Origin of the sequence: Catellatospora sp. KI3 (assembly GCF_029948125.1) — a bacterium.
Classification (GTDB): Bacteria; Actinomycetota; Actinomycetes; order Mycobacteriales; family Micromonosporaceae; genus Catellatospora.
In genome coordinates this window covers 58,248-76,523 of the sequence record NZ_JASAMB010000002.1, presented here as the reverse complement: position 1 = coordinate 76,523, position 18,276 = coordinate 58,248, and the positions used below count along the sequence as shown (strand labels likewise).

Below are 18,276 nucleotides of genomic sequence, written 5' to 3'. Positions count from 1 at the left end.
GCGTGCGCGACGGGGAGGAAGCCAAGCAGGCGTCGGTGGACGCGGAGCCGGCGGCGACGTCCGGCGCTCGGTCGACCCCCGACAGTGATGCCACTGCCGCGGCGGCGGCGGACGCGACGGCCGAGCCGGTCGGCGCGCCCGACGCGGGCGAGCACGTCGGCGCCCACCGCGCCGCCGCGCAGGCAGTGCGTGCGAGCCGGGTCGTGTCGGCGGTGCGGACCGGGCTGCCCAGGCTGCGGGACGGTGCCATGCACGGCAGCCGCGTCGCCTGGGACGGCGTGCGGCGCGGCGCCCGCAAGCCGTACGGGCGGCTGACCACCGCCGGGCTGACCATCATCGCCCTCGTCGCGGCCACCGCCACCGCGGGCGCGCTGCTGATCCCGGCGCTGGTCTCGGCGAAGGCCGCGCCCGCGCCGACCCCGTCGGCGGAGACCGCGCCGACCGCGGCGCCGACCGCGAGCGAGCTGCCGCTGCCGACGCTGTCGCCGCCGCCGACCGGCGTGCCGCGCCCGGCCGCGGCGTTCCACCGCTGGGCCGAACAGCAGTCGGTCAAGGTGCAGGTGCCGGTGCCCGCCCTGGAGGCGTACGCGTACGCCGAGTACGTGCTGGGGACCACCCGGCCCGCCTGCCACCTCAACTGGACCACGCTGGCCGCGATCGGGCAGATCGAATCCGACCACGGCCGCACCAAGGGTGCCCGGCTCGACGAGCAGGGCCGGGCGCTGCCGCCGATCATCGGCCCGGCGCTGAACGGCTCCGGCAACCTCGGGCGGGTCAAGGACACCGACGCCGGGGCGCTCGACAACGACAAGACCTGGGACCACGCGGTGGGGCCGATGCAGTTCATCCCGGCGACCTGGCGGTCGTACGCGGTGGACGCCGACTCCGACCAGCTCGCCGACCCGCACGACCTCGACGACGCCGCGCTGGCCGCCGCGTACTACCTGTGCGCGCCCGGCAAGGACCTGCGGGTGGTGGCGAACTGGAAGGCCGTCGTGCTGTCGTACAACAACATCGGTGTCTACCTGCAGAAGGTCTACGACACCGCCCAGGCGTACGGAGCGAAGAGCCGGGCGTGACCGCCGCCCCGCGGGCGGGACAATGGGCAGGTGACGCGCCAGGCTACCGACAGCGACCCGGCCGCACGACAGTCAACACTCAGAGTAATGGTTTGCATACGATGACAGGTAGGACCCTTCCTTTTACCGGCCGCAGTGTGCAAGCTGGACGGGTGAAGGTGCGCGAATGGGATCCCCGTACCGCGTCCGCCACTGAGATCACCTCTCTGGTCGCCCTCCTCAACGAGGTCAGCGCGGTCGACCTGCCGGATGATCCGCTGTGGCACGACGGTCGGATGCGCGACTACCTGTCGGTCACCATGCCCGGCGAACGAAAGACCATGTGGCTCGTCGAGGAGACGGCCGGCGACGCCGCCCGCGGCGTGGCCCCGCTCGGCGCGGGCAGCATCCTCCTACTGGGTGACATCGGCGTGGTCGAGATCCTGGTCCACCCCAAGGCCCGGCGCCAGCAGATCGGCCGGGCGCTGCTCACCGAGCAGGTCAGGCTGGCCCACTCCGAGGGCTTCGACCTGCTCGGCGTCGAGGTCGCCGGCGGCACCTGCGCCGTCGACTTCTACCAGGCGTACGGCTTCACGCTGGCGTTCACCGAGATCCGCAGCCTGCTCAGCCTGAACACGGTCGACTGGTTCACCCTCGGCGACCTCGCCGCCGGGGTGGGCGCGGGCTACCAGATCGAGTTCTACCCGGGCGGGCCGCCGGACCACCTGATCGCGGCGTACGCGGCCGCCAAGGCGGAGGTGCGCGACGACTACGAGCTCGGCGACCTGGAGCTGCGGCCCAGCTCGTACGAGCCGCAGCGGCTGCAGGCCAGCCTGAACACGCTCGACGCCCGCGGGCTGAAGCTCTACGTCGTGGTCGCCGTGGTGGAGAAGACCGGCGAGATCGCCGGGCTCACCGAGGTCGTGGTGCCCGCCCAGCGCCCCGGCCGCGCCGACCAGTACGACACGGTCGTCGTCCCCCGGCACCGCGGCTACGGCGTGGGCCGGGCGATCAAGGCCCGGATGCTGTTCGAGCTGCGCTCGGCCGAGCCGAAGCTGACCGAGGTGCAGACCTGGAACGCCGCCGTCAACGAGCCCCTCATCAAGGTGAACCAGGAGCTGGGCTTCATCGCCGACCGCGCCTGGCTGGAGTACGAGGGCGACGTCGCGGCACTGGCCCAGCGGCTCGGCATCGTCGGCTCCCCGGCCTAGAATTCAGCCCATGCCCCGCTACGACTTCCGCTGCCGCGCCTGCGGCGACACGTTCGAGATCGACCGCCCGATGGCCGCCGCGAGCGACCCCGCCGCCTGCCCCGCCGGGCACGAGGACACGGTCAAACTCCTCACCACCGTCGGCCTGGCCGCCCGCGGCGCCGCCCCCGCCCCCTCGGGCGGCGGTGGCGGTGGCTGCTGCGGCGGTGGCTGCTGCGCCTGACCCGCCCCACCCTCGGGGGTGCACGCTGCAGTTTCGGGGAAAGTGCTGGAATCTTGGCCCCGAATCGTGCAGTTTCCCGGAAACTGCACCCCTAGTGGCGCACCAGGCAGAACGGGTGGCCGGCGGGGTCGGCGTAGATGCGCCAGCTGCGGCCGGGTGCGCCGTCGAGGAGGCGGGCCCCCTGGGTGAGCACCTCGGCCTCGGCGCGGTCCAGGTCGGGGACGCCGAAGTCCAGGTGGAACTGCTGCGGGCGGGTCGGGTCGGGCCACTGCGGCGGCTGGTACGCCACGACCCGCTGGAAGCACAGGACCAGCCCGGACGGCAGGTGCAGCGTCGACCAGTCCGCATCGCGCGACCAGCGCCGGTCCGGCCGGTCGACCTCGCCGCCGAGTACGGCCTGGTAGAAGGCCGCGAGCCGGGCCGGCTCCGGGCAGTCGAGCACGATGCACTGCAGCTCAGCGATCATGAGCAGATCCTAGAGCCGGGCCTGGGAGCCGCGGTCAGTACTCCGCGCGCAGGCGGCGGGCGGCCTCGGCGGCCCAGTAGGTCAGGATGACCTGCGCCCCGGCGCGGCGGATGGAGTGCAGCGTCTCCATCATGATCCGTTCGCGGTCGATCCAGCCGTTGGCGGCGGCCGCCTCGACCATGGCGTACTCGCCGCTGACCTGGTAGGCCGCGACCGGCACGTCGAACGAGGCGCGCACCGCGCTGATCACGTCGAGGTAGGCCAGGGCGGGCTTGACCATGACCATGTCAGCGCCCTCGGCCACGTCCAGCGCCACCTCGCGCAGCGACTCGCGCACGTTGGCCGGGTCCTGCTGGTAGCTGCGCCGGTCGCCGTCCAGCGACGACTCGACCGCCTCGCGGAACGGGCCGTAGAAGGCGGAGGCGTACTTCGCGGCGTACGCGAGGATGGTGACGTCGGTGTAGCCCGCCTCGTCCAGCGCCTGGCGCACCACGCCGACCTGGCCGTCCATCATCCCGGACGGGCCGACCACGTGCACTCCGGCCGCGGCCTGGGCCACCGCCATGCGGGCGTACGCGGCCAGCGTGGCGTCGTTGTCGACCACCCCGTCCTCGCGCAGCAGCCCGCAGTGCCCGTGCGAGGTGAACTCGTCCAGGCACAGGTCGCTCATCACCACGAGCGAATCGCCGACCTCGCCGACCACGTCGCGGATCGCGACGTTGAGGATGCCGGCCGGGTCGGTGCCGCCGGAGCCGGTCGCGTCCTTGCGCTCGGGGATGCCGAACAGCATGACGCCGCCGACCCCGGCCTGGGCCGCCTCGGCGACCGCCTTGCGCAGCGACTCGCGGGAGTGCTGCACCACGCCCGGAAGGGAGCTGACCGGCCGGGGTTCGGCCAGCCCTTCCTTGACGAACAGGGGCAGCACCAGTTCGGCCGGGTGCAGCCGGGTCTCGCTGACCATGCGCCGCATGGCCGCGCTGGTGCGCAGCCGCCGCGGGCGGATGTTCGGGAAGGACATGACTACCCCCAAGCCGGTACCGGCAGGTCAGACGGTCAGCGGAACCTCAGTGCGGTCGGGCCCTGCACCTTCGAGCCGCGACGCTGCTTGGCGGGCATCGCCGCCAGGCGCTCGCGCAGCTCGACGGCGTACATCGCCAGCGCCTCGACCAGGTCGGGCACGGAGGCGTGCTCGGGCTGGACGTCGACGCGCAGGCCGAACTCGACCGCGGTCTCGGCCGTCTTCGGGCCGATCACCGACACGACGGTGCGGGTGTGCGGCTTGCCGGCGATGCCGACCAGGTTGCGTACGGTCGAGGACGACGTGAACAGCACCGCGTCGAACCCGCCCGACTTGATGGCGTTGCGGATCTCCTCCGGCGGCGGTGCCGCGCGGACGGTCCGGTACGCCGTCACGTCGTCGACCTCCCAGCCGCGCTCGGTCAGGCCCGCGGCCAGCGTCTCGGTCGCGATGTCGGCGCGGGGCAGCAGCACCCGGCCCACCGGGTCGAAGATCTCGTCGTACGGCGCGAACTCCGCGAGCAGGCCCTCGCTGGACTGGTCGCCGCCGGGCACCAGCTCGGGCTGGATGCCGAACGAGCGGACCGCCTCCGCGGTCGCCTCGCCGATGCACGCGATCTTGACGCCGCCGAAGTGGCGGGCGTCGAGCCCGTGCTCGCCGAACTTCTCCCACACCGCGCGCACGGCGTTGGCGCTGGTGAAGATGACCCACGCGTACCGGCCGTCGACCAGGCCCTTGATCGCCCGCTCCATCTGGGCCGGGGTCCGGGGCGGCTCGACCGCGATGGTCGGCACCTCGCACGGGATCGCCCCGTACGCCCGCAGCCGCGCGCTCATCACGCCCGCCTGCTCCTTGGTGCGCGGCACCAGCACCCGCCAGCCGTACAGCGGGCGCGCCTCCCACCAGCCGAGCCGGTCCAGGTTCGCCACGCCGGAGCCGACGGTCACCACGACGCGGCCGGAGAAGCCCAGCGCGGCGGCGACGAAGCTGTCGACCGTGGAGATCGTCGTGTACTGCGTCTCGCCGGTGCCGTCGCCGGTGATCGCCACCTGGGCGGTGCCCTCGACGCCGGCCGCGAGCAGTCCGTCGCGTACCGAGGCCAGGTCGCCCGCGTCGACGGCGAGCGCGACCGAGCCGTGCTTGAGCGCCGCGGCGAGCCCGTCGAAGTCGACCGCGCTGATGTCGTCGACGTCGGTCGCGGTGCGCACGCCGGTCAGCGGCACCCCCGCGTACGTCGCGACGCCCGCGGCCTGCCCGATGCCGGGCACCACGGCGAACCGCACGTTGGTGCGCGCGACCGCCTGGACCTCCTTGACCACGGCGTCGTGGCCGAACGGGTCACCGGCGACCAGGTGCACCGCGTTGCGGCCCGAGCGGGCCTCCGACAGCAGCACCTTGGCCACGTCGCCGGGGACGCCCTCGGCGGGGCTGTATTCGGTCTGCTCGCCGAACTCGGCGCGTAGCGACTCCAGCATCGCGTCGGGGACGCTGCGGTCGTACACGATGTGGTCGGCTTCGCGCAGCGTCTCGTAGGCGCGGCGGGTGAGCAGGCCAGGGTCGCCGGGTCCAGCCCCGACGAACGCGACGTGCCCGGCGGGCTTACGGGTGCGGGTCATTCAGCACTCCCAAGTACATTCTCGGCACCGTCTTCGAGCAGGTCAGCGGCGAGCAGCCGGCCGACCTGCTCAGCGTCGGCGAGCGTTCCGGTGCGTGACAGCCGCAGGGCGAACCGCCCATCCGGACTGATCACGGCACCGCGCAGGTAGATCTCGTCGTCTTCGGTGACTTCGGCCAGCGCCGCGACGGGCGCGCTGCACCCGGCCTCGAGCGTGGCCAGCAGGGCCCGCTCGGCGATGACCGCCGCGCGGGTGGCCCGGTGGTCGAGCGCGGACAGCGCCTCGACCAGAGCGGTATCGGCGGACCGGCACTCCACCGCCAGCGCGCCCTGGGCGGGCGCGGGCAGCATGAGCATCGGGTCCAGAATCTCGGTGACCTCACCGGCGCGGCCCAGCCGGGCCAGCCCGGCGCGGGCCAGCACCACCGCGTCGAGCTCGCCGTCGGCGACCTTGCGCAGGCGGGTGTCGACGTTGCCGCGGATCGGCACGGTCGTGACGGGCAGCCCCAGCGCGGCGATCTGCGCGATGCGGCGCAGCGCGCCCGTGCCGATGACCGCCCCGGTGGGCAGCTCGGCCAGGGTGAGCCCGTCGCGGGCGATCAGCGCGTCGCGGGGGTCGGCCCGCTCGGGCACGGCCGCGATGGCCAGCCCGTCGGCGGGCGCGGTGGGCAGGTCCTTGTACGAGTGCACAGCGAAGTCGATCTCCTTGGCGCCGAGCGCGTCGCGCAGCGCGGAGACGAACACGCCCACGCCGAGCTGCTGCACCGGCGCGGAGGAGCGGTCACCGGGGGTCACGATCTCGACCAGTTCGACGGCCATGCCCGTCTTGGTGAGCGCGTCGGCGACCATCTGCGACTGCGCGAGGGCGAGGGCACTGCCCCGGGTGCCCAGGCGCAGCACACCAGCGGGAGAACTCATCGGGCACCCTCTTCCGTCACCGGCCGCCCGGAAACGTCCGGCACGTCGGCCACTGTGGTCTTCTGGTCCGGCGATCCGGGGATCACCGACAGGTCGAACAGGTCGCGCAGCAGCTGCGCGTACGCCTCACCGCCGGGTTCGGCGGCGAGCTGGCGCACCCGCACCGTCGGCTGGTGCAGCAGCCGCTGCACGATGCGGTGCACCGTGTGAGCGACCTCGGCGCGCTGCTCGTCGGTCAGGTCCGCGCGGCGCTGGGTCAGCCGCCGCAGCTCGGCGGTGACCACGTCGTCGGCGCGGGCGCGCAGCGCGGCCACGGTCGGCGCCACCTCGGCCCCGCGGAGCCACCCGGCGTACGCCTCGACCTCGGCGTCGACGATCTGCTCGACCGCCATGACCTCGAGGTCGGCGGGCTGCGCGACGACGGCACCCAGCCGGGCGACGTCGACCAGCCGTACGCCGTCGAGTCCGCCCACCTCCGGCTCGACGTCGCGCGGCAGCGCCAGATCGATGATAGTGAGGATCTTGGTGGCGCCGGTGCGCGCCGCGCGCACGTTCTCGACCGTGAGCACGTGCTCCACCGAGGCGGTGGCCGTGATGACGACGTCGGCGGCGGCCAGCAGCTCGGGCAGCCGCTCGATCGGGGCGGCGTGCGCGCCGTACGCCTGGGCCAGCCGCAGCGCCCGGTCGGCGCCCCGGTTGACGACGGTGACGGTGCCCGCTGCCCGGCGCGACAGCTCCGCCACCGACAGCGCGCCCATCGCGCCCGCGCCCACGACCAGCCAGTTGCGCGGCTGCGCAGACTCGGCCACCGCGTGGTCCAGGGCGGCGCTGACCATGCTGCGCGGCGCGTGGTCGATGCCGGTCTCGGCGTGCGCGCGCTTGCCCACCCGCAGCGCCTGCTGGAGCAGCTCGTGCAGCATCCGGCCGGTGGCGTCGGCGTCGGTCGCCGCCTGGTACGCCTCGCGCAGCTGGCCGAGGATCTGCGCCTCGCCGGCCACCATCGAGTCCAGCCCGGCCGCGACCCGGAACACGTGCCGGACCGCGTCCTGCCCGTGGTGCACGTAGAGCGAGGAGGCGAGCCGGTCGGCGGGCAGGCCGGTGAGCTCGCCGAGCACGTCGCCGAGGTGGCTCAGGCCGGCGTGGAACGCGGGCGCGGCCGCGTAGACCTCGACCCGGTTGCAGGTGGACACGACCACGGCCTCGCCGACGCGGCCGTCGGCCAGCAGCCGGGGCAGCGCGGTGGCGCCGTCGACCAGCGACAGCCGCTCCAGCAGCTCGACCGGCGCGGTGCGGTACGACGCACCGACCACGATGAGGTTCATGCGGCGACCTCCCCGCGCGCGGTCCGGCCGGTGCCGGTGCCGGTCTCGGCGGCCAGGAAGCGCGCCACCGCAGGGGCGCGGCGGGCGGCGCCGGGGCGCAGCCGCGGTCCGCCGGGCTCGCCGCCGCCGTCGCGGGCGGCGCCCTCGCGGCTGTCGGCCACGCCGCTGCGCGCGGACTTGCGGTGCTCGTGGAACGACAGGATCTGCAGCTCGACCGCGAGGTCGACCTTGCGCACGTCCACCTGGTCGGGCAGGTTCAGCACGACCGGGGCGAAGTTCAGGATGCTGGTGACGCCGGCGGCCACCAGCTGGTCGGCGACCGTCTGCGCGGCGCCGGCGGGCGTGGCGAGCACGGCGATGGAGATGCCCTCGACGGCGACGACCTCGGGGATGTCGTCGATGTGCCGGACCGCGATGCCGTTGATCAGCTCGCCGACGCGGGTGGTGTCGGCGTCGAACAGGGCCGCGATGCGGAAGCCGCGGCTGGCGAACCCGGCGTAGCCGGCCAGCGCGTGGCCGAGGTTGCCGACGCCGACCAGGGCGACGGCGCGCCGCTTGTTCAGGCCGAGGATGTACTCGATCTGGGTGACCAGCGGCTCGATGTCGTAGCCGACGCCGCGGGTGCCGTACGAGCCGAGGTGCGACAGGTCCTTGCGGAGCTTGGCCGAGTTGACCCCGGCGGCGCTGGCCAGACCCTCACTGGAGACGGTGTCGTGCCCGGTCTCGGCGAGGTGGTGCAGGGCGCGCAGGTACTCGGGCAGCCGGGCCACCGTCGCTTCGGGCAGATCCGGAAAATCCGGGCCTGACCCTCCGGCGACCGCGCCGACACGGCCGGTTATCCCGGCTTCGTGACCGGTGCGCTGCTGACTCATGAGACTCCGTGCCGAATGAGGCTTAGACCCCCGATCACATGGCCGATTGGCTCTGTGCTAGCGGGGAACGTCGAGGTAACAGAGTAGGCGCTTGTGAACGGGTGCACAAATCGCGATCTTGAAGAGCGCGCCCATCCGGTCCTCGCGCAACAGCCAGAATGCCCCCGCGGCACAGTGCCCCCACTCTGGCTCGTCACACGCCACCGGGCTCGGCGGACGCGCTCTCGCGCGGCTCGTCGCGGCTGTCCGGATGGGCGCTGCTCCGCGATTATGTCGCATCTATGACAAAGGGCAGCAAAACACGCCCGTTCCCAGCAGCCACACTGATCGACTACAGCCCCGAATCGCGCACGGAAAACGAAACCGGGCAGTGATCGATCTCACTGCCCGGGATGGCGACGCGGCACGGGGATGCGACGAAGGTCACCGATGCTCAGGACAGCGTCGTGGCGATGGCGACGGCGTCCACGAGGCTGTCGGCGACCGGCACGCCGTAGGCGCGCAGCCGGTCCGGGTCGGTGAGGCCGCCCGCGTACAGGACGCAGCGCGCGCCGACCGAGGCCGCCGCGTCCGCGTCGTCGATCGAGTCGCCGATCATGACCGTGTTCGCCCCGTCGATGCGCAGCTCGGCCAGGTGCCGCTTGAGGTGGATCGCCTTGAAGCCGCCGTCGGTGTCGTCGCGCAGGCCGTCCACCCGCAGGAAGTGCGGGGTCAGCTCGTACCGCTCGACCAGCGGGACCAGCTCCCGGTGGAACCACATGGACAGCAGCGACTGGGTGCCCTGCCAGGCCGCGAGCGCCGCCAGCGCGTCGGCGGCCAGCTCGACCGTGGTCAGCCGGGTGCGGTAGCTGTCGTGGAACACCCGGTCGAGCACGGCGAACTCGGCCAGCCCGACCTCCCGGCCCAGCACCTGCCCGTAGTACTCGTGGATGGGGCGCCGGAAGTCGCGGCGGTGCTCGTGCACCGTCACCGAGACCGCGCCCGCGGGACCCGGGACCGTCGCGAACGCCGCGTTGGTCGAGGCGACGACCAGCTGGAGGTCGTCGAGCAGTGTGCCGTTCCAGTCCCAGACGAGATGCCTACCCATCGGGCCAGAGTACCGGGTGATCACTGCTTGGCCAGGTCGCGGCGCAGCCGCTCCTCCTCCACCCGCCAGTACCCGTGCTCCCGGCCGTCCAGCATCAGCACCGGGATGCGGTCGCCGTAATCGGCCTCCAGCTCGCGGTCGCCCGAGATGTCTATCTCCTCGTACGGCTCGCCGATGCGGTCGAGCACCTCGGCGGCCACCTCGCACAGGTGGCAGCCGGACCGGGTGTACAGCGTCAGTCGGGTCACCGGGTCATTCTCGCAGCAGCGACTTGCGCACCTTGCCGATGACCGACAGCGGCAGCTGCCCGGCGAACTCGATCCGCGCCGGGCACTTGAACCGGGCCAGGTTGCGCGCGCAGTGCGCCGCCAGCTCCGCCTCGGTCAGCTCCGCCTCGCCGGCGCGCTGCCGGGGCACCACGATCGCGCGCACCTGCTGGCCGGTGAGCGGGTGCGGGGCGGCCAGCACCGCCGCCTGCGCCACGCCCGGGTGTGCCAGCAGCACCTGCTCGACCTCGGCCGGGTACACGTTGAAGCCGCTGACCAGGATCAGCTCGCCGAGCCGGTCGACCAGGAACAGGTCGCCGTCGCCGTCGGCGTACGCCACGTCGCGGGTGGGCCACCAGCCGTCGGCGTCCGGGCCGCCCCGCCCGTCGGGCCAGTAGCCCAGGAACAGGTTGTCGCCGCGGACCACCACCTCGCCCGGGTCGGTGCCCGGCGAGTCCGGCACGGCCAGGTCCGGGTCGTCGTCATCGTCGTCGTCCAGCAGCGCCGAGCCGCCCCGCCACACGTCCTCGCCCGCCCCGTTGACCAGCCGCAGCTCCACGCCGGGCAGCGGGCGGCCGATCGAACCGGGCTTGGCCGCGGGCGCCGCCACCGTCGCGGCGAGCACCGGCGCGGTCTCGGTCAGGCCGTAGCCGACCTGCACGGTGACCCCCGTGAGCTGGGTGAAGCGGGCCGCGTGGGCGGGCTCCAGGGCGGCCGCGCCGCACACCGCCAGCCGCACCGTCGCCAGCCGCTCGCGCAGGTCCGGCAGGGCGCTCCAGGCCAGGAACATCTGCGGGACGCCGACGACCACGGTCACCCGGTGCGCCTGGATGGCCGCGGCGGTGCCGGCCGCGTCGAAGTCGGGCACCAGCACGCCCGTCGCCCCGTGCCAGAGCACCGAGCCCAGGCCGGTGTTGAGCCCGTACGCGTGGAACAGCGGCAGCGCCAGCAGCACCGTGTCGTCGGCGCCGAGCACCGGCGGCTCCACCGCGGCGAGCTGCCGGTGGTTGGCCAGCAGCGCCCGGTGCGGCAGCATCGCGCCCTTCGGGGCGCCCTCGGTGCCGGAGGTGTAGAGCAGCAGCGCGATCTCGTCGTCGGCGGGCTCCGGCAGCTCACCGGCGGCCGCCGCCGGCAGCTCGGTCAGCGCGTGCGGCACCGCCCCGGCGACCCCCGCCAGCAGCTCTGACCGCGCCAGCAGCACCTGCGCGCTGCTGTCCGACAGCACATGGCCCAGCTCGCGCGGGGTGAACCCCGGGTTGCACGGCACCGCGACCAGTCCGGCACGCAGCACCGCGGTCAACGCCACCGCGAACTCGAACGTGTTCGGCAGCGCGATGGCGACCCGCGCCGGCCGGCCGTCGGACTCGGGCAGGTTCAGGCCGCGCAGCCCGTACGCCGCCGCGTCGGTGCGCGCGTCCCACTCGGCCCAGGTGAGCGCCTCGCCGCCCGCCCGCAGCGCGATGCGGTCCGGCTGGGCGGCGGCCTGGTTGCGCAGCAGTGTGGCGAGGTTCACGGTGGCTGAGTTTTCCACAGCGGAGGGTCCTCCGCCCACCCCCTACCGACGCCGGCGAACCAGGACACAGGGGGTGATCTTCACTCGGGCGGGTGAGGTGCCCGCACATTGGCACACCCAGTGCGCCAAGCCGCACACGGTGTGCGACGAGGTCCCTCGGTAGGCGGCAACATTTCGGTCCAGCGTTGGCTCCACACCGCTGCATGGCGTCGGCCCTTATCATCACCAGGGTCGACTCGCCCGTTTTGCCATGAGTCGACACCCCTCAGCCAGAGGAGGCCTTTGTGCCGGTTATCGCACTGAACACGTGCCCTGGGAGTGTTCAGCGGCTTATGGTGGAGATTGCCCGGTATGCCGGTAGCCGCTCGCGGCCGCCCGCAGCCCGGGGCGTATCGGACTGGGGGCACGCGGAGGTGGCGGGATGAGTTCTCTGTTCTACGGCGACGAGCTGATCACCAGCGAGGTGGCGGCGGCCCGCCGAGCCCTGACCGATGGCCTGTCGGCGCTCCGTACCTCGCTCAACGAGATGCTCGCCACCGCGGTACGTGGCGACGGCGGGACCCAGCGCATCCGTACCCGGCAGACCAACGACGCCGCGACCCGGCACCAGCCGCCGGGCACCAAGCCGGTCGGCGGCCGCGTCGGCGGCCGGGCCGGCATGCCCACGCAGAGCGGCCCGCACGGGGCCGGCGCGTCCGACGGCGACACCGCGCTGCTGCCCTCGGTCGAGGAGCAGGGCACCGGTGGCGGCGGCCCGGTCTACCCGGACCGGCCCGACCCCAGCGACGCCGCGCACGAGGTGTGGACGCTGGTCGAGCGGGCCCAGCAGGGCGACGCGGAGGCCTTCGGCCTCATCTACGACCGGTACGTCGACACCGTCTTCCGGTTCATCTACTTCCGTGTCGGCAACCGGCCGCTGGCCGAGGACCTGACCTCCGACACGTTCCTGCGCGCGCTCAAGCGCATCAGCAGCTTCACCTGGCAGGGCCGCGACCTGGGCGCGTGGCTGGTGACCATCGCGCGCAACCTGGTCGCCGACCACTTCAAGTCCGGCCGGTACCGGCTGGAGGTCACCACCGGCGACGTGCTCGACGCCGACCGCGAGGACCGCGGCCCGGAGGGCAGCCCCGAGACGGCGGTGGTGGACCACATCACCAACGTGGCGCTGCTGACGGCGGTCAAGCAGCTCAACCCCGAGCAGCAGGAGTGCATCGTGCTGCGGTTCCTGCAGGGCTTCTCGGTCGCCGAGACCGCGCAGGCGATGGGCAAGAACGAGGGCGCGATCAAGGCGCTGCAGTACCGCGCGGTGCGCGCCCTGGCCCGACTGCTCCCGGAGGGTTTCCAGCCGTGAACGTGATTCACATCACTCTCTGCGGTGGCTCGGCCGCGGTGGGCGTAACTGATCGTGCCCTGATCGCGTTTGACCGGGTGCGAGCGGCATTCTCCACCGCCCTCGCCGTTTCAGTCACCGCGACCAGCGAAGGGGGGTGCCCGCGGTGAACACCTCCCTGTTCGATCGCCGGCGCGCCGAGCGCTTCGCCCAGCTACTCGACGAGGCCAACGGCGGTCGCCGTCACCACACTCGTTCCCGCGTCGACGACCAGCTCACCGAGCTGGTGGCGGTCGGTCAGCAGCTGCAGACAGTCACGCTGCCCGGCACGCCCGACGCCTCGTTCAAGCGCGATCTCCGCGCTCAGCTGATCGCCACCGCGCAGCGGGAGGGCATCGGCGTCACCGCCCGACCCGAGACGGAGGACCGGCGCTCCACGGCCGGTTGGCCGGCGCGCACCACTGGGCGGGCCCGCGCCCGGGGCGCGATCGTGGTCGGTATCGCCGCCGGCACGCTGGCCCTGTCCGGCGTGTCGGTGGCGAGCGGTGACGCGATGCCCGGCGACACGCTGTACGGGGTGAAGCGCTCGACGGAGAAGGCACAGCTGGCCCTGGCCGGCTCCGACCTCAGCCGCGGCCGCCTCTACCTCGAGTTCGCCCGCACCCGTCTGCAGGAGGCGCACGCCGTACGCCGGGCCACCGGCTTCGTCGACGCGCTGCGGGACATGGACGGCGACACCCGGCAGGGCATCAAGATGCTGCTCACCTCCGCGATCGAGCGCCGGGACACCGGCTCGCTGGACGCGGTGGACCGGTTCGTCACCGACCAGCGGATGCTCGTGGCGCAGCTGCTCGACGACGCCACCGGCGCCGGCCGCGACAAGGTCACCGACTCGCTGCGCCTGCTCGACCAGATCGAGCAGCGCTCGGCCGACGCCCGTACGGCGATGGCCTGCGGCGCGGCCTCGGTCGGCAGCGACAAGCTGGGGGCGGTGCCCGGCACCTGCGCCAACGTCAGCACGCAGCCGCAGCAGCCGAGCCGGCAGGAGCAGCCGCAGCAGCCGGTCGAGGAGAACAAGGGCAAGCCCGCCGGCAACGGGCCGAACCCGTCGACCTCCCCGGCCCCGTCGGCGAGCGCGTCCCCGGCCCCGACCGGGGAGCAGACGCCGGCACCGCAGGAGGAGGGCCTGCTCGACGAGCTGGGCCGCATCCTCGGGGGCCTGCTCGGCTGATCGGGCGTCACCGCACGGAACTGGGGCGCGATGCCGAACGGGCATCGCGCCCCTAGGCTGTGAGAAGGCTCGCAGGAAGTTGCGGGCAACGGCAGAGGAGATCCGATGGCGCGCAGGCAGAGGTCAGCCCCGCTCGATGAGGCGGTGATGGTGGCCCAGCCGCCGCTGGCCGCCGCCGAGCTGGCGCCGACCGCGCAGCCCGCCGCCGACCGCACCGGCGCCGCGTTCTTCGACGTCGACAACACGATGATGCAGGGCGCCTCGCTGTACTACTTCGCCCGCGGCCTGGCCGCCCGGCGCTACTTCACCACCATCGACCTGGCCCGGTTCGCCATCAGCCAGGCCCGCTTCCGGCTGCTGGCCGCCGAGCACGCCGGGGACATGGACCGGGCCCGCGAGGCGGCGCTGTCGTTCGTCAAGGGCTGGCAGGTCGAGGAGATGCAGCGGCTCAGCGAGGAGATCTTCGACGAGCTGATGGCCGACCGGATCTGGTCGGGCACCCGGGCGCTGGCCGACGCGCACCTGGCCGCGGGTCAGCGGGTATGGCTGGTCACCGCCGCCCCGGTCGAGCTGGGGCGGGTCATCGCGACCCGGCTGGGGCTGACCGGCGCGCTGGGCACGGTCGCCGAGATCCGCGACGGCGCCTACACCGGGCGGCTGGTGGGCGAGATGATGCACGGGCCGAACAAGGCCAACGCGGTCGAGGCGCTGGCCGCGGCCGAAGGACTGGACCTTTCCCGCTGTACGGCGTACAGCGACTCGATCAACGACGTGCCGATGCTGACCACGGTCGGCCGGGCGGTGGCCGTGAACCCGGACAGCGCGCTGCGCCGGATGGCCCGCAGCCAGGGCTGGGAGGTGCGCGACTTCCGCAGCGGCCGCAACGCCGCCAAGGTGGCCGTGCCGGTGGTGCTGGGCGCGGGCATGGTGGCCGGCGCCGTGGTCGGCGGCATGGCTCTGAGCAGGCGGAGGAAGAAGGCACTGTGACCGGCGACAGCGGGGGGCTGCGGCAGGCGGGCACGGGCGCCGCCGACGGGGAGTCGACGAAGGGCCGGTCCGGGCCGTCCAGGCGGGCGGTCCTCGGGGCCGTCGCGCTGGTGGCGGCGCTGGGCGCCGCCGGGGCGCTGCTGCTGCTCGACCCGGGCTCCGGTGATCCGGACCGGGCCAGGGACGGCGCCGCCGAGCTGGTGGCGGGCGGGGCGCTGACGGGGCTGCCGGGCACGCTGCCCGACGGTGCGCCGTACACGCCGGTGTACTTCCTGGACGCGCAGCGGTCGGTGGGCACCGCGCCCACGCCCGACGAGGCCGCCGTCCGGTTGCTGCTGCTCAACGCCGGTCAGCAGCGGGTGCTGGCGACGGTCCCGCGCGAGCGGGCCCCCGAGTTCGCCGGGTTCACCACCGACGGCACCACCCTGGCCTGGCTGGAGCTGACCTCCGACTCCGACGGCGCCGCGCACACCCGGGTGATGGCGGCGGCGGTGGCCGCCGGGGCGGCCCGCGAGCTGACCGCCGACACCGGCAACGTGGTCCTGTTCGACAAGCAGGGCGACCTGAGCCTGCACGACGGGCAGCTGAGCTGGATCTCCGACATCGGCAAGCCCGACGTGTCCGCGGTGTTCACCATGCCGCTGGCGGGCGGCAAGCCGCAGCACCGCGAGGTGCCCGGCGCCTGGTCGATCAGCGCCTGGCCCTGGCTGGTCAGCGAGGACACCGCCGACGGCACCCCCGTGCGGCTGCGCGACCTGGTCGGCGGGGCCGAGACCACGGTGGCCGCGCGCAGCGGCGAGATGCTGTCCTGCTCGCCCGCCTGGTGCCGCTCGAGCACCATCGGCAGCGACGACGCGACCACCACGATCGAGCTGCGGCGGCCGGACGGCACCGGCGCGGTGCGCACCGCCGCGGGCAGCGTCGCCGCCGCGGTCACCGACATCGCCATGCTGGACCGGTACGAGGTCTACTCCCGCGCCGCCAGCGACTACTCCGCCACCGAGCTGCTGCTGTACGACCTGAAGACGGCCAAGCTGTCCCGGGTCGCCCCGGTCGCCAACCAGGTGGTGGCGCGCGACGGCATCCTGTGGTGGTCCACCGGCGACAACGAGACCCTCGCCTGGCACGTGCTGGACCTGCGCGCGCTGGCGCTGTAGCGGCTACGGCCCGAACGCGTCGGGCCGCAGCTCCAGCAGCTCGTGCAGCATGCCCTGGATCGTCTCGCGCACGTGGTCGGCGAGGTTGAACACGGCGGCGGGGTCGTCGGCGCGGTCGGCGTACGGCTCGGTGTCGATCGGCTCGCCGAACCGGATCAGCCACTTGCTCGGCAGCGGCACCAGCCCCAGCGGCCCCAGCCACGGGAACGTCGGCGTGATCGGGAAGTAGGGCGCGCCGATCAGCCGGGCCAGCGGCTTGACGTCGCCGAGCAGCGGGTAGATCTCCTCGGCGCCGACGATCGCGACCGGCACGATCGGCCGGCGGGTGCGCAGCGCCGCCGACACGAACCCGCCCCGGCCGAAGCGCTGCAGCTTGTACCGGTCGGTGAACTTCTTGCCGACGCCCTTGAACCCCTCCGGGAAGACGCCGACCAGCTCGTCGGCCTCCAGCAACCGCTCCACGTCGGGGTTGCAGGCCAGCGTGGCGCCGGACTTGCGGGCCAGCTCCGACACGAACGGCAGCTTGAACACGAAGTCGGCGCCGAGCAGCCGCAGGTGGCGGCGGGCCGGGTGCTCGTCGTGGCAGGCCATGGTCAGCATCAGCGCGTCCAGCGCGATGGTGCCGGAGTGGTTGCCGACGACGAGCGCGCCGCCCTGCGCGGGCAGGTTCTTGACGTCGAGCACCTCGGTGCGGAACCAGTCGCGGTAGAGCAGCCGCAGCACAGGCTGGAACACCTGCTCGGTCAGCTCCGGGTCGAACCCGAACTCGTCCACCCGGTACTGCCCGGACAGGCGGCGGCGCAGGAAGGCCAGGCCGGAGGCGACCTTGTTGTCGAACTCGTCGGCGAGCTCAGGCACGGTCACGACACCCTCCCGGCGCGCACGGTGCGGATCATCTCCAGCATCCGCCGCTCCGTCTCGGCGAGCCGGCCCGGGGTGAGCACGGCGTCGCCGCGCTGGGCGCGGACGAAGTCGTCGAAGGCCTCGGCGGTGGCGCGGGGCGTGAAGCCGTACCGCTCGGTCAGGCGGGCGGTGTCGACCACCCGGCCGTGCACGAACAGGTCGACCTGGTCGAGGCTGCGCAGCCCGTTGACGCCCCGGCCGTAGACGGCGGCGGCCTGCAGGATGCCCTCGGGCACCGGCAGCGCGATCCGGCCGAGCCGGCGGATGGCCTGGGACAGGGTGATGGTGCCCGGCCCGGCGACGTTGAACACGCCCTGGTGGTCCTCGACCACCGAGCGGTAGAGCAGCTCCAGCGCGTCGTCGACGTGGATGAACTGCAGCCTCGGATCACGGCCGAGCACGGTCGGCACCACCGGCTGCGCGAGCAGCTGGAGCAGGCCGGTGTCCGGCTGCGGCCCGACGAACGGGGTGAAGCGCAGGACGGTGGTGGTCACCCGGGGGTTGCGGCGGCGGAAGCCCCGCACGTAGCCCTCGATGTCGAGGATGTCGCGGGCGTAGCCGCCGCGCGGGGTGGCCCTGGGCTCGGTCTCCTCGGTGAACACCGCCGGATCGCGGAACGAGGCGCCGTACGCGGCGGTCGAGGAGCGCAGCACCAGCCGCCGCAGCGACGGCATCTGCTGGCACGCGGCTAGCAGCTGCATGGTGCCGATGACGTTCTGGTCCTTCATGGCCGCCCGGCCGCCCCTGCCGTCGGGCGAGGAGACCACGGCCAGGTGCACCAGCGCCTCGGCGCCCAGCTCGACCAGCTCGTCCGCGCCCTCGGCCAGGTCGATGCGGTGCACCCGGACCCCGCGCAGCAGCGGTCGCAGCTCGCCGGGCGGGTCGGCGCGGTCCACGCCGATGACGCGGACCACCCCGGGGGTGGCGGCCAGCCGCGCGGCGATGGTCGCCCCGAGGAACCGGCTGATGCCGGTGACGATGACGACCCGGGGTGCGCGCACACGGTCTCCGGCGGTGCCGGTGTCTACCGCGGTCATGACGCGCCTCCCCGGGACGGCGAAGTTCGATGCCCAGCCGGATCGGTCACAGCCCGGGCAGA

The 18,276-nt window shown here is 73.6% G+C and carries 17 protein-coding genes and 1 pseudogene; 7 read left to right on the top strand and 11 right to left on the bottom strand.

What is annotated here, in order from left to right; translation table 11 throughout:
* Positions 1-2: 2 nt before the first annotated feature.
* From QEZ54_RS04130 to QEZ54_RS04120, 3 genes are all read left to right on the top strand, one after another.
* Positions 3-1,079 carry a lytic murein transglycosylase gene (locus QEZ54_RS04130; protein ID WP_281303120.1) on the top strand — a complete coding sequence of 359 codons (1,077 nt, stop codon included), beginning with the start codon at positions 3-5 and terminating at the stop codon, positions 1,077-1,079.
* A 152-nt stretch (positions 1,080-1,231) separates the two neighbouring features.
* Entirely contained in the window at positions 1,232-2,269 is a 1,038-nt protein-coding gene (locus tag QEZ54_RS04125) for a GNAT family N-acetyltransferase (protein WP_281303119.1), read from the top strand.
* A gap of 10 nt (positions 2,270-2,279) precedes the next feature.
* The gene (locus QEZ54_RS04120) at positions 2,280-2,492 is read left to right on the top strand and encodes a zinc ribbon domain-containing protein (protein WP_281303118.1); all 213 of its coding nucleotides are present in this window, start codon (positions 2,280-2,282) and stop codon (positions 2,490-2,492) included.
* 91 nt (positions 2,493-2,583) lie between these two features.
* On the opposite strand, the gene QEZ54_RS04115 is transcribed toward QEZ54_RS04120, so the two are convergent.
* The 9 genes from QEZ54_RS04115 to QEZ54_RS04075 form a co-directional block, all read right to left on the bottom strand.
* Positions 2,584-2,958 carry a VOC family protein gene (locus QEZ54_RS04115; RefSeq protein WP_281303117.1) on the bottom strand — a complete coding sequence of 125 codons (375 nt, stop codon included), beginning with the start codon at positions 2,956-2,958 and terminating at the stop codon, positions 2,584-2,586.
* Positions 2,959-2,992: 34 nt separating this feature from the next.
* Entirely contained in the window at positions 2,993-3,976 is a 984-nt protein-coding gene (gene hemB / locus QEZ54_RS04110) for a porphobilinogen synthase (protein WP_281303116.1), read from the bottom strand.
* Between the two features lie 35 nt (positions 3,977-4,011).
* Positions 4,012-5,592, bottom strand: a complete 1,581-nt coding sequence (locus QEZ54_RS04105) for a uroporphyrinogen-III synthase (RefSeq protein WP_281303115.1) — start codon at positions 5,590-5,592, stop codon at positions 4,012-4,014.
* Complete coding sequence (gene hemC, locus QEZ54_RS04100; RefSeq protein ID WP_281303114.1) at positions 5,589-6,509, bottom strand: hydroxymethylbilane synthase; 921 nt, start codon at positions 6,507-6,509, stop codon at positions 5,589-5,591. The genes QEZ54_RS04105 and hemC overlap by 4 nt, the downstream gene beginning before the upstream one ends.
* On the bottom strand, positions 6,506-7,831 hold the full coding sequence (locus QEZ54_RS04095) for a glutamyl-tRNA reductase (protein ID WP_281303113.1): 1,326 nt from the start codon (positions 7,829-7,831) through the stop codon (positions 6,506-6,508). The genes hemC and QEZ54_RS04095 overlap by 4 nt, the downstream gene beginning before the upstream one ends.
* Positions 7,828-8,703 carry a redox-sensing transcriptional repressor Rex gene (locus tag QEZ54_RS04090; protein WP_281303112.1) on the bottom strand — a complete coding sequence of 292 codons (876 nt, stop codon included), beginning with the start codon at positions 8,701-8,703 and terminating at the stop codon, positions 7,828-7,830. The genes QEZ54_RS04095 and QEZ54_RS04090 overlap by 4 nt, the downstream gene beginning before the upstream one ends.
* A 433-nt stretch (positions 8,704-9,136) precedes the next feature.
* Positions 9,137-9,790, bottom strand: coding sequence for an HAD hydrolase-like protein (locus QEZ54_RS04085; protein WP_281303111.1), 654 nt, complete (start codon positions 9,788-9,790; stop codon positions 9,137-9,139).
* 20 nt (positions 9,791-9,810) lie between these two features.
* Positions 9,811-10,038: a glutaredoxin family protein gene (locus QEZ54_RS04080; RefSeq protein ID WP_281303110.1), complete on the bottom strand. Its 228-nt coding sequence runs from the start codon at positions 10,036-10,038 to the stop codon at positions 9,811-9,813.
* A 4-nt stretch (positions 10,039-10,042) separates the two neighbouring features.
* Entirely contained in the window at positions 10,043-11,569 is a 1,527-nt protein-coding gene (locus QEZ54_RS04075) for an AMP-binding protein (protein ID WP_281303109.1), read from the bottom strand.
* Between the two features lie 421 nt (positions 11,570-11,990).
* On the opposite strand from QEZ54_RS04075, the gene QEZ54_RS04070 reads away from it, so the two are divergent.
* The 4 genes and pseudogenes from QEZ54_RS04070 to QEZ54_RS04055 all read left to right on the top strand — a co-directional run bounded on the left by QEZ54_RS04070 (position 11,991) and on the right by QEZ54_RS04055 (position 16,274).
* Positions 11,991-12,920, top strand: coding sequence for an ECF subfamily RNA polymerase sigma factor, BldN family (locus QEZ54_RS04070; RefSeq protein ID WP_281303108.1), 930 nt, complete (start codon positions 11,991-11,993; stop codon positions 12,918-12,920).
* A gap of 145 nt (positions 12,921-13,065) precedes the next feature.
* A pseudogene (locus QEZ54_RS04065) lies at positions 13,066-13,905 on the top strand (DUF5667 domain-containing protein); the annotation flags it as partial.
* Between the two features lie 372 nt (positions 13,906-14,277).
* On the top strand, positions 14,278-15,117 hold the full coding sequence (locus QEZ54_RS04060; RefSeq protein WP_281303540.1) for an HAD-IB family hydrolase: 840 nt from the start codon (positions 14,278-14,280) through the stop codon (positions 15,115-15,117).
* Complete coding sequence (locus QEZ54_RS04055) at positions 15,114-16,274, top strand: hypothetical protein (protein WP_281303106.1); 1,161 nt, start codon at positions 15,114-15,116, stop codon at positions 16,272-16,274. Before QEZ54_RS04060 ends, QEZ54_RS04055 begins: the two co-directional genes overlap by 4 nt.
* A gap of 3 nt (positions 16,275-16,277) precedes the next feature.
* On the opposite strand, the gene QEZ54_RS04050 is transcribed toward QEZ54_RS04055, so the two are convergent.
* Together QEZ54_RS04050 and QEZ54_RS04045 are read right to left on the bottom strand one after the other, a co-directional pair.
* Positions 16,278-17,138 carry a lysophospholipid acyltransferase family protein gene (locus tag QEZ54_RS04050; protein WP_281303105.1) on the bottom strand — a complete coding sequence of 287 codons (861 nt, stop codon included), beginning with the start codon at positions 17,136-17,138 and terminating at the stop codon, positions 16,278-16,280.
* Positions 17,135-18,214, bottom strand: coding sequence for an NAD-dependent epimerase/dehydratase family protein (locus tag QEZ54_RS04045; RefSeq protein ID WP_281303104.1), 1,080 nt, complete (start codon positions 18,212-18,214; stop codon positions 17,135-17,137). The genes QEZ54_RS04050 and QEZ54_RS04045 overlap by 4 nt, the downstream gene beginning before the upstream one ends.
* Positions 18,215-18,276 lie beyond the last annotated feature (62 nt).

Excerpts from the sequence above, each read along its gene's own strand:
- QEZ54_RS04120 (WP_281303118.1), top strand. The coding sequence starts at position 2,280 with ATGCCCCGCTACGACTTCCGCTGCCGCGCCTGCGGCGACACGTTCGAG.
- QEZ54_RS04115 (WP_281303117.1), bottom strand. The coding sequence starts at position 2,958 with ATGATCGCTGAGCTGCAGTGCATCGTGCTCGACTGCCCGGAGCCGGCC.
- hemB (WP_281303116.1), bottom strand. The coding sequence starts at position 3,976 with ATGTCCTTCCCGAACATCCGCCCGCGGCGGCTGCGCACCAGCGCGGCC.
- QEZ54_RS04105 (WP_281303115.1), bottom strand. The coding sequence starts at position 5,592 with ATGACCCGCACCCGTAAGCCCGCCGGGCACGTCGCGTTCGTCGGGGCT.
- hemC (WP_281303114.1), bottom strand. The coding sequence starts at position 6,509 with ATGAGTTCTCCCGCTGGTGTGCTGCGCCTGGGCACCCGGGGCAGTGCC.
- QEZ54_RS04095 (WP_281303113.1), bottom strand. The coding sequence starts at position 7,831 with ATGAACCTCATCGTGGTCGGTGCGTCGTACCGCACCGCGCCGGTCGAG.
- QEZ54_RS04090 (WP_281303112.1), bottom strand. The coding sequence starts at position 8,703 with ATGAGTCAGCAGCGCACCGGTCACGAAGCCGGGATAACCGGCCGTGTC.
- QEZ54_RS04085 (WP_281303111.1), bottom strand. The coding sequence starts at position 9,790 with ATGGGTAGGCATCTCGTCTGGGACTGGAACGGCACACTGCTCGACGAC.
- QEZ54_RS04070 (WP_281303108.1), top strand. The coding sequence starts at position 11,991 with ATGAGTTCTCTGTTCTACGGCGACGAGCTGATCACCAGCGAGGTGGCG.
- QEZ54_RS04060 (WP_281303540.1), top strand. The coding sequence starts at position 14,278 with ATGGTGGCCCAGCCGCCGCTGGCCGCCGCCGAGCTGGCGCCGACCGCG.
- QEZ54_RS04045 (WP_281303104.1), bottom strand. The coding sequence starts at position 18,214 with ATGACCGCGGTAGACACCGGCACCGCCGGAGACCGTGTGCGCGCACCC.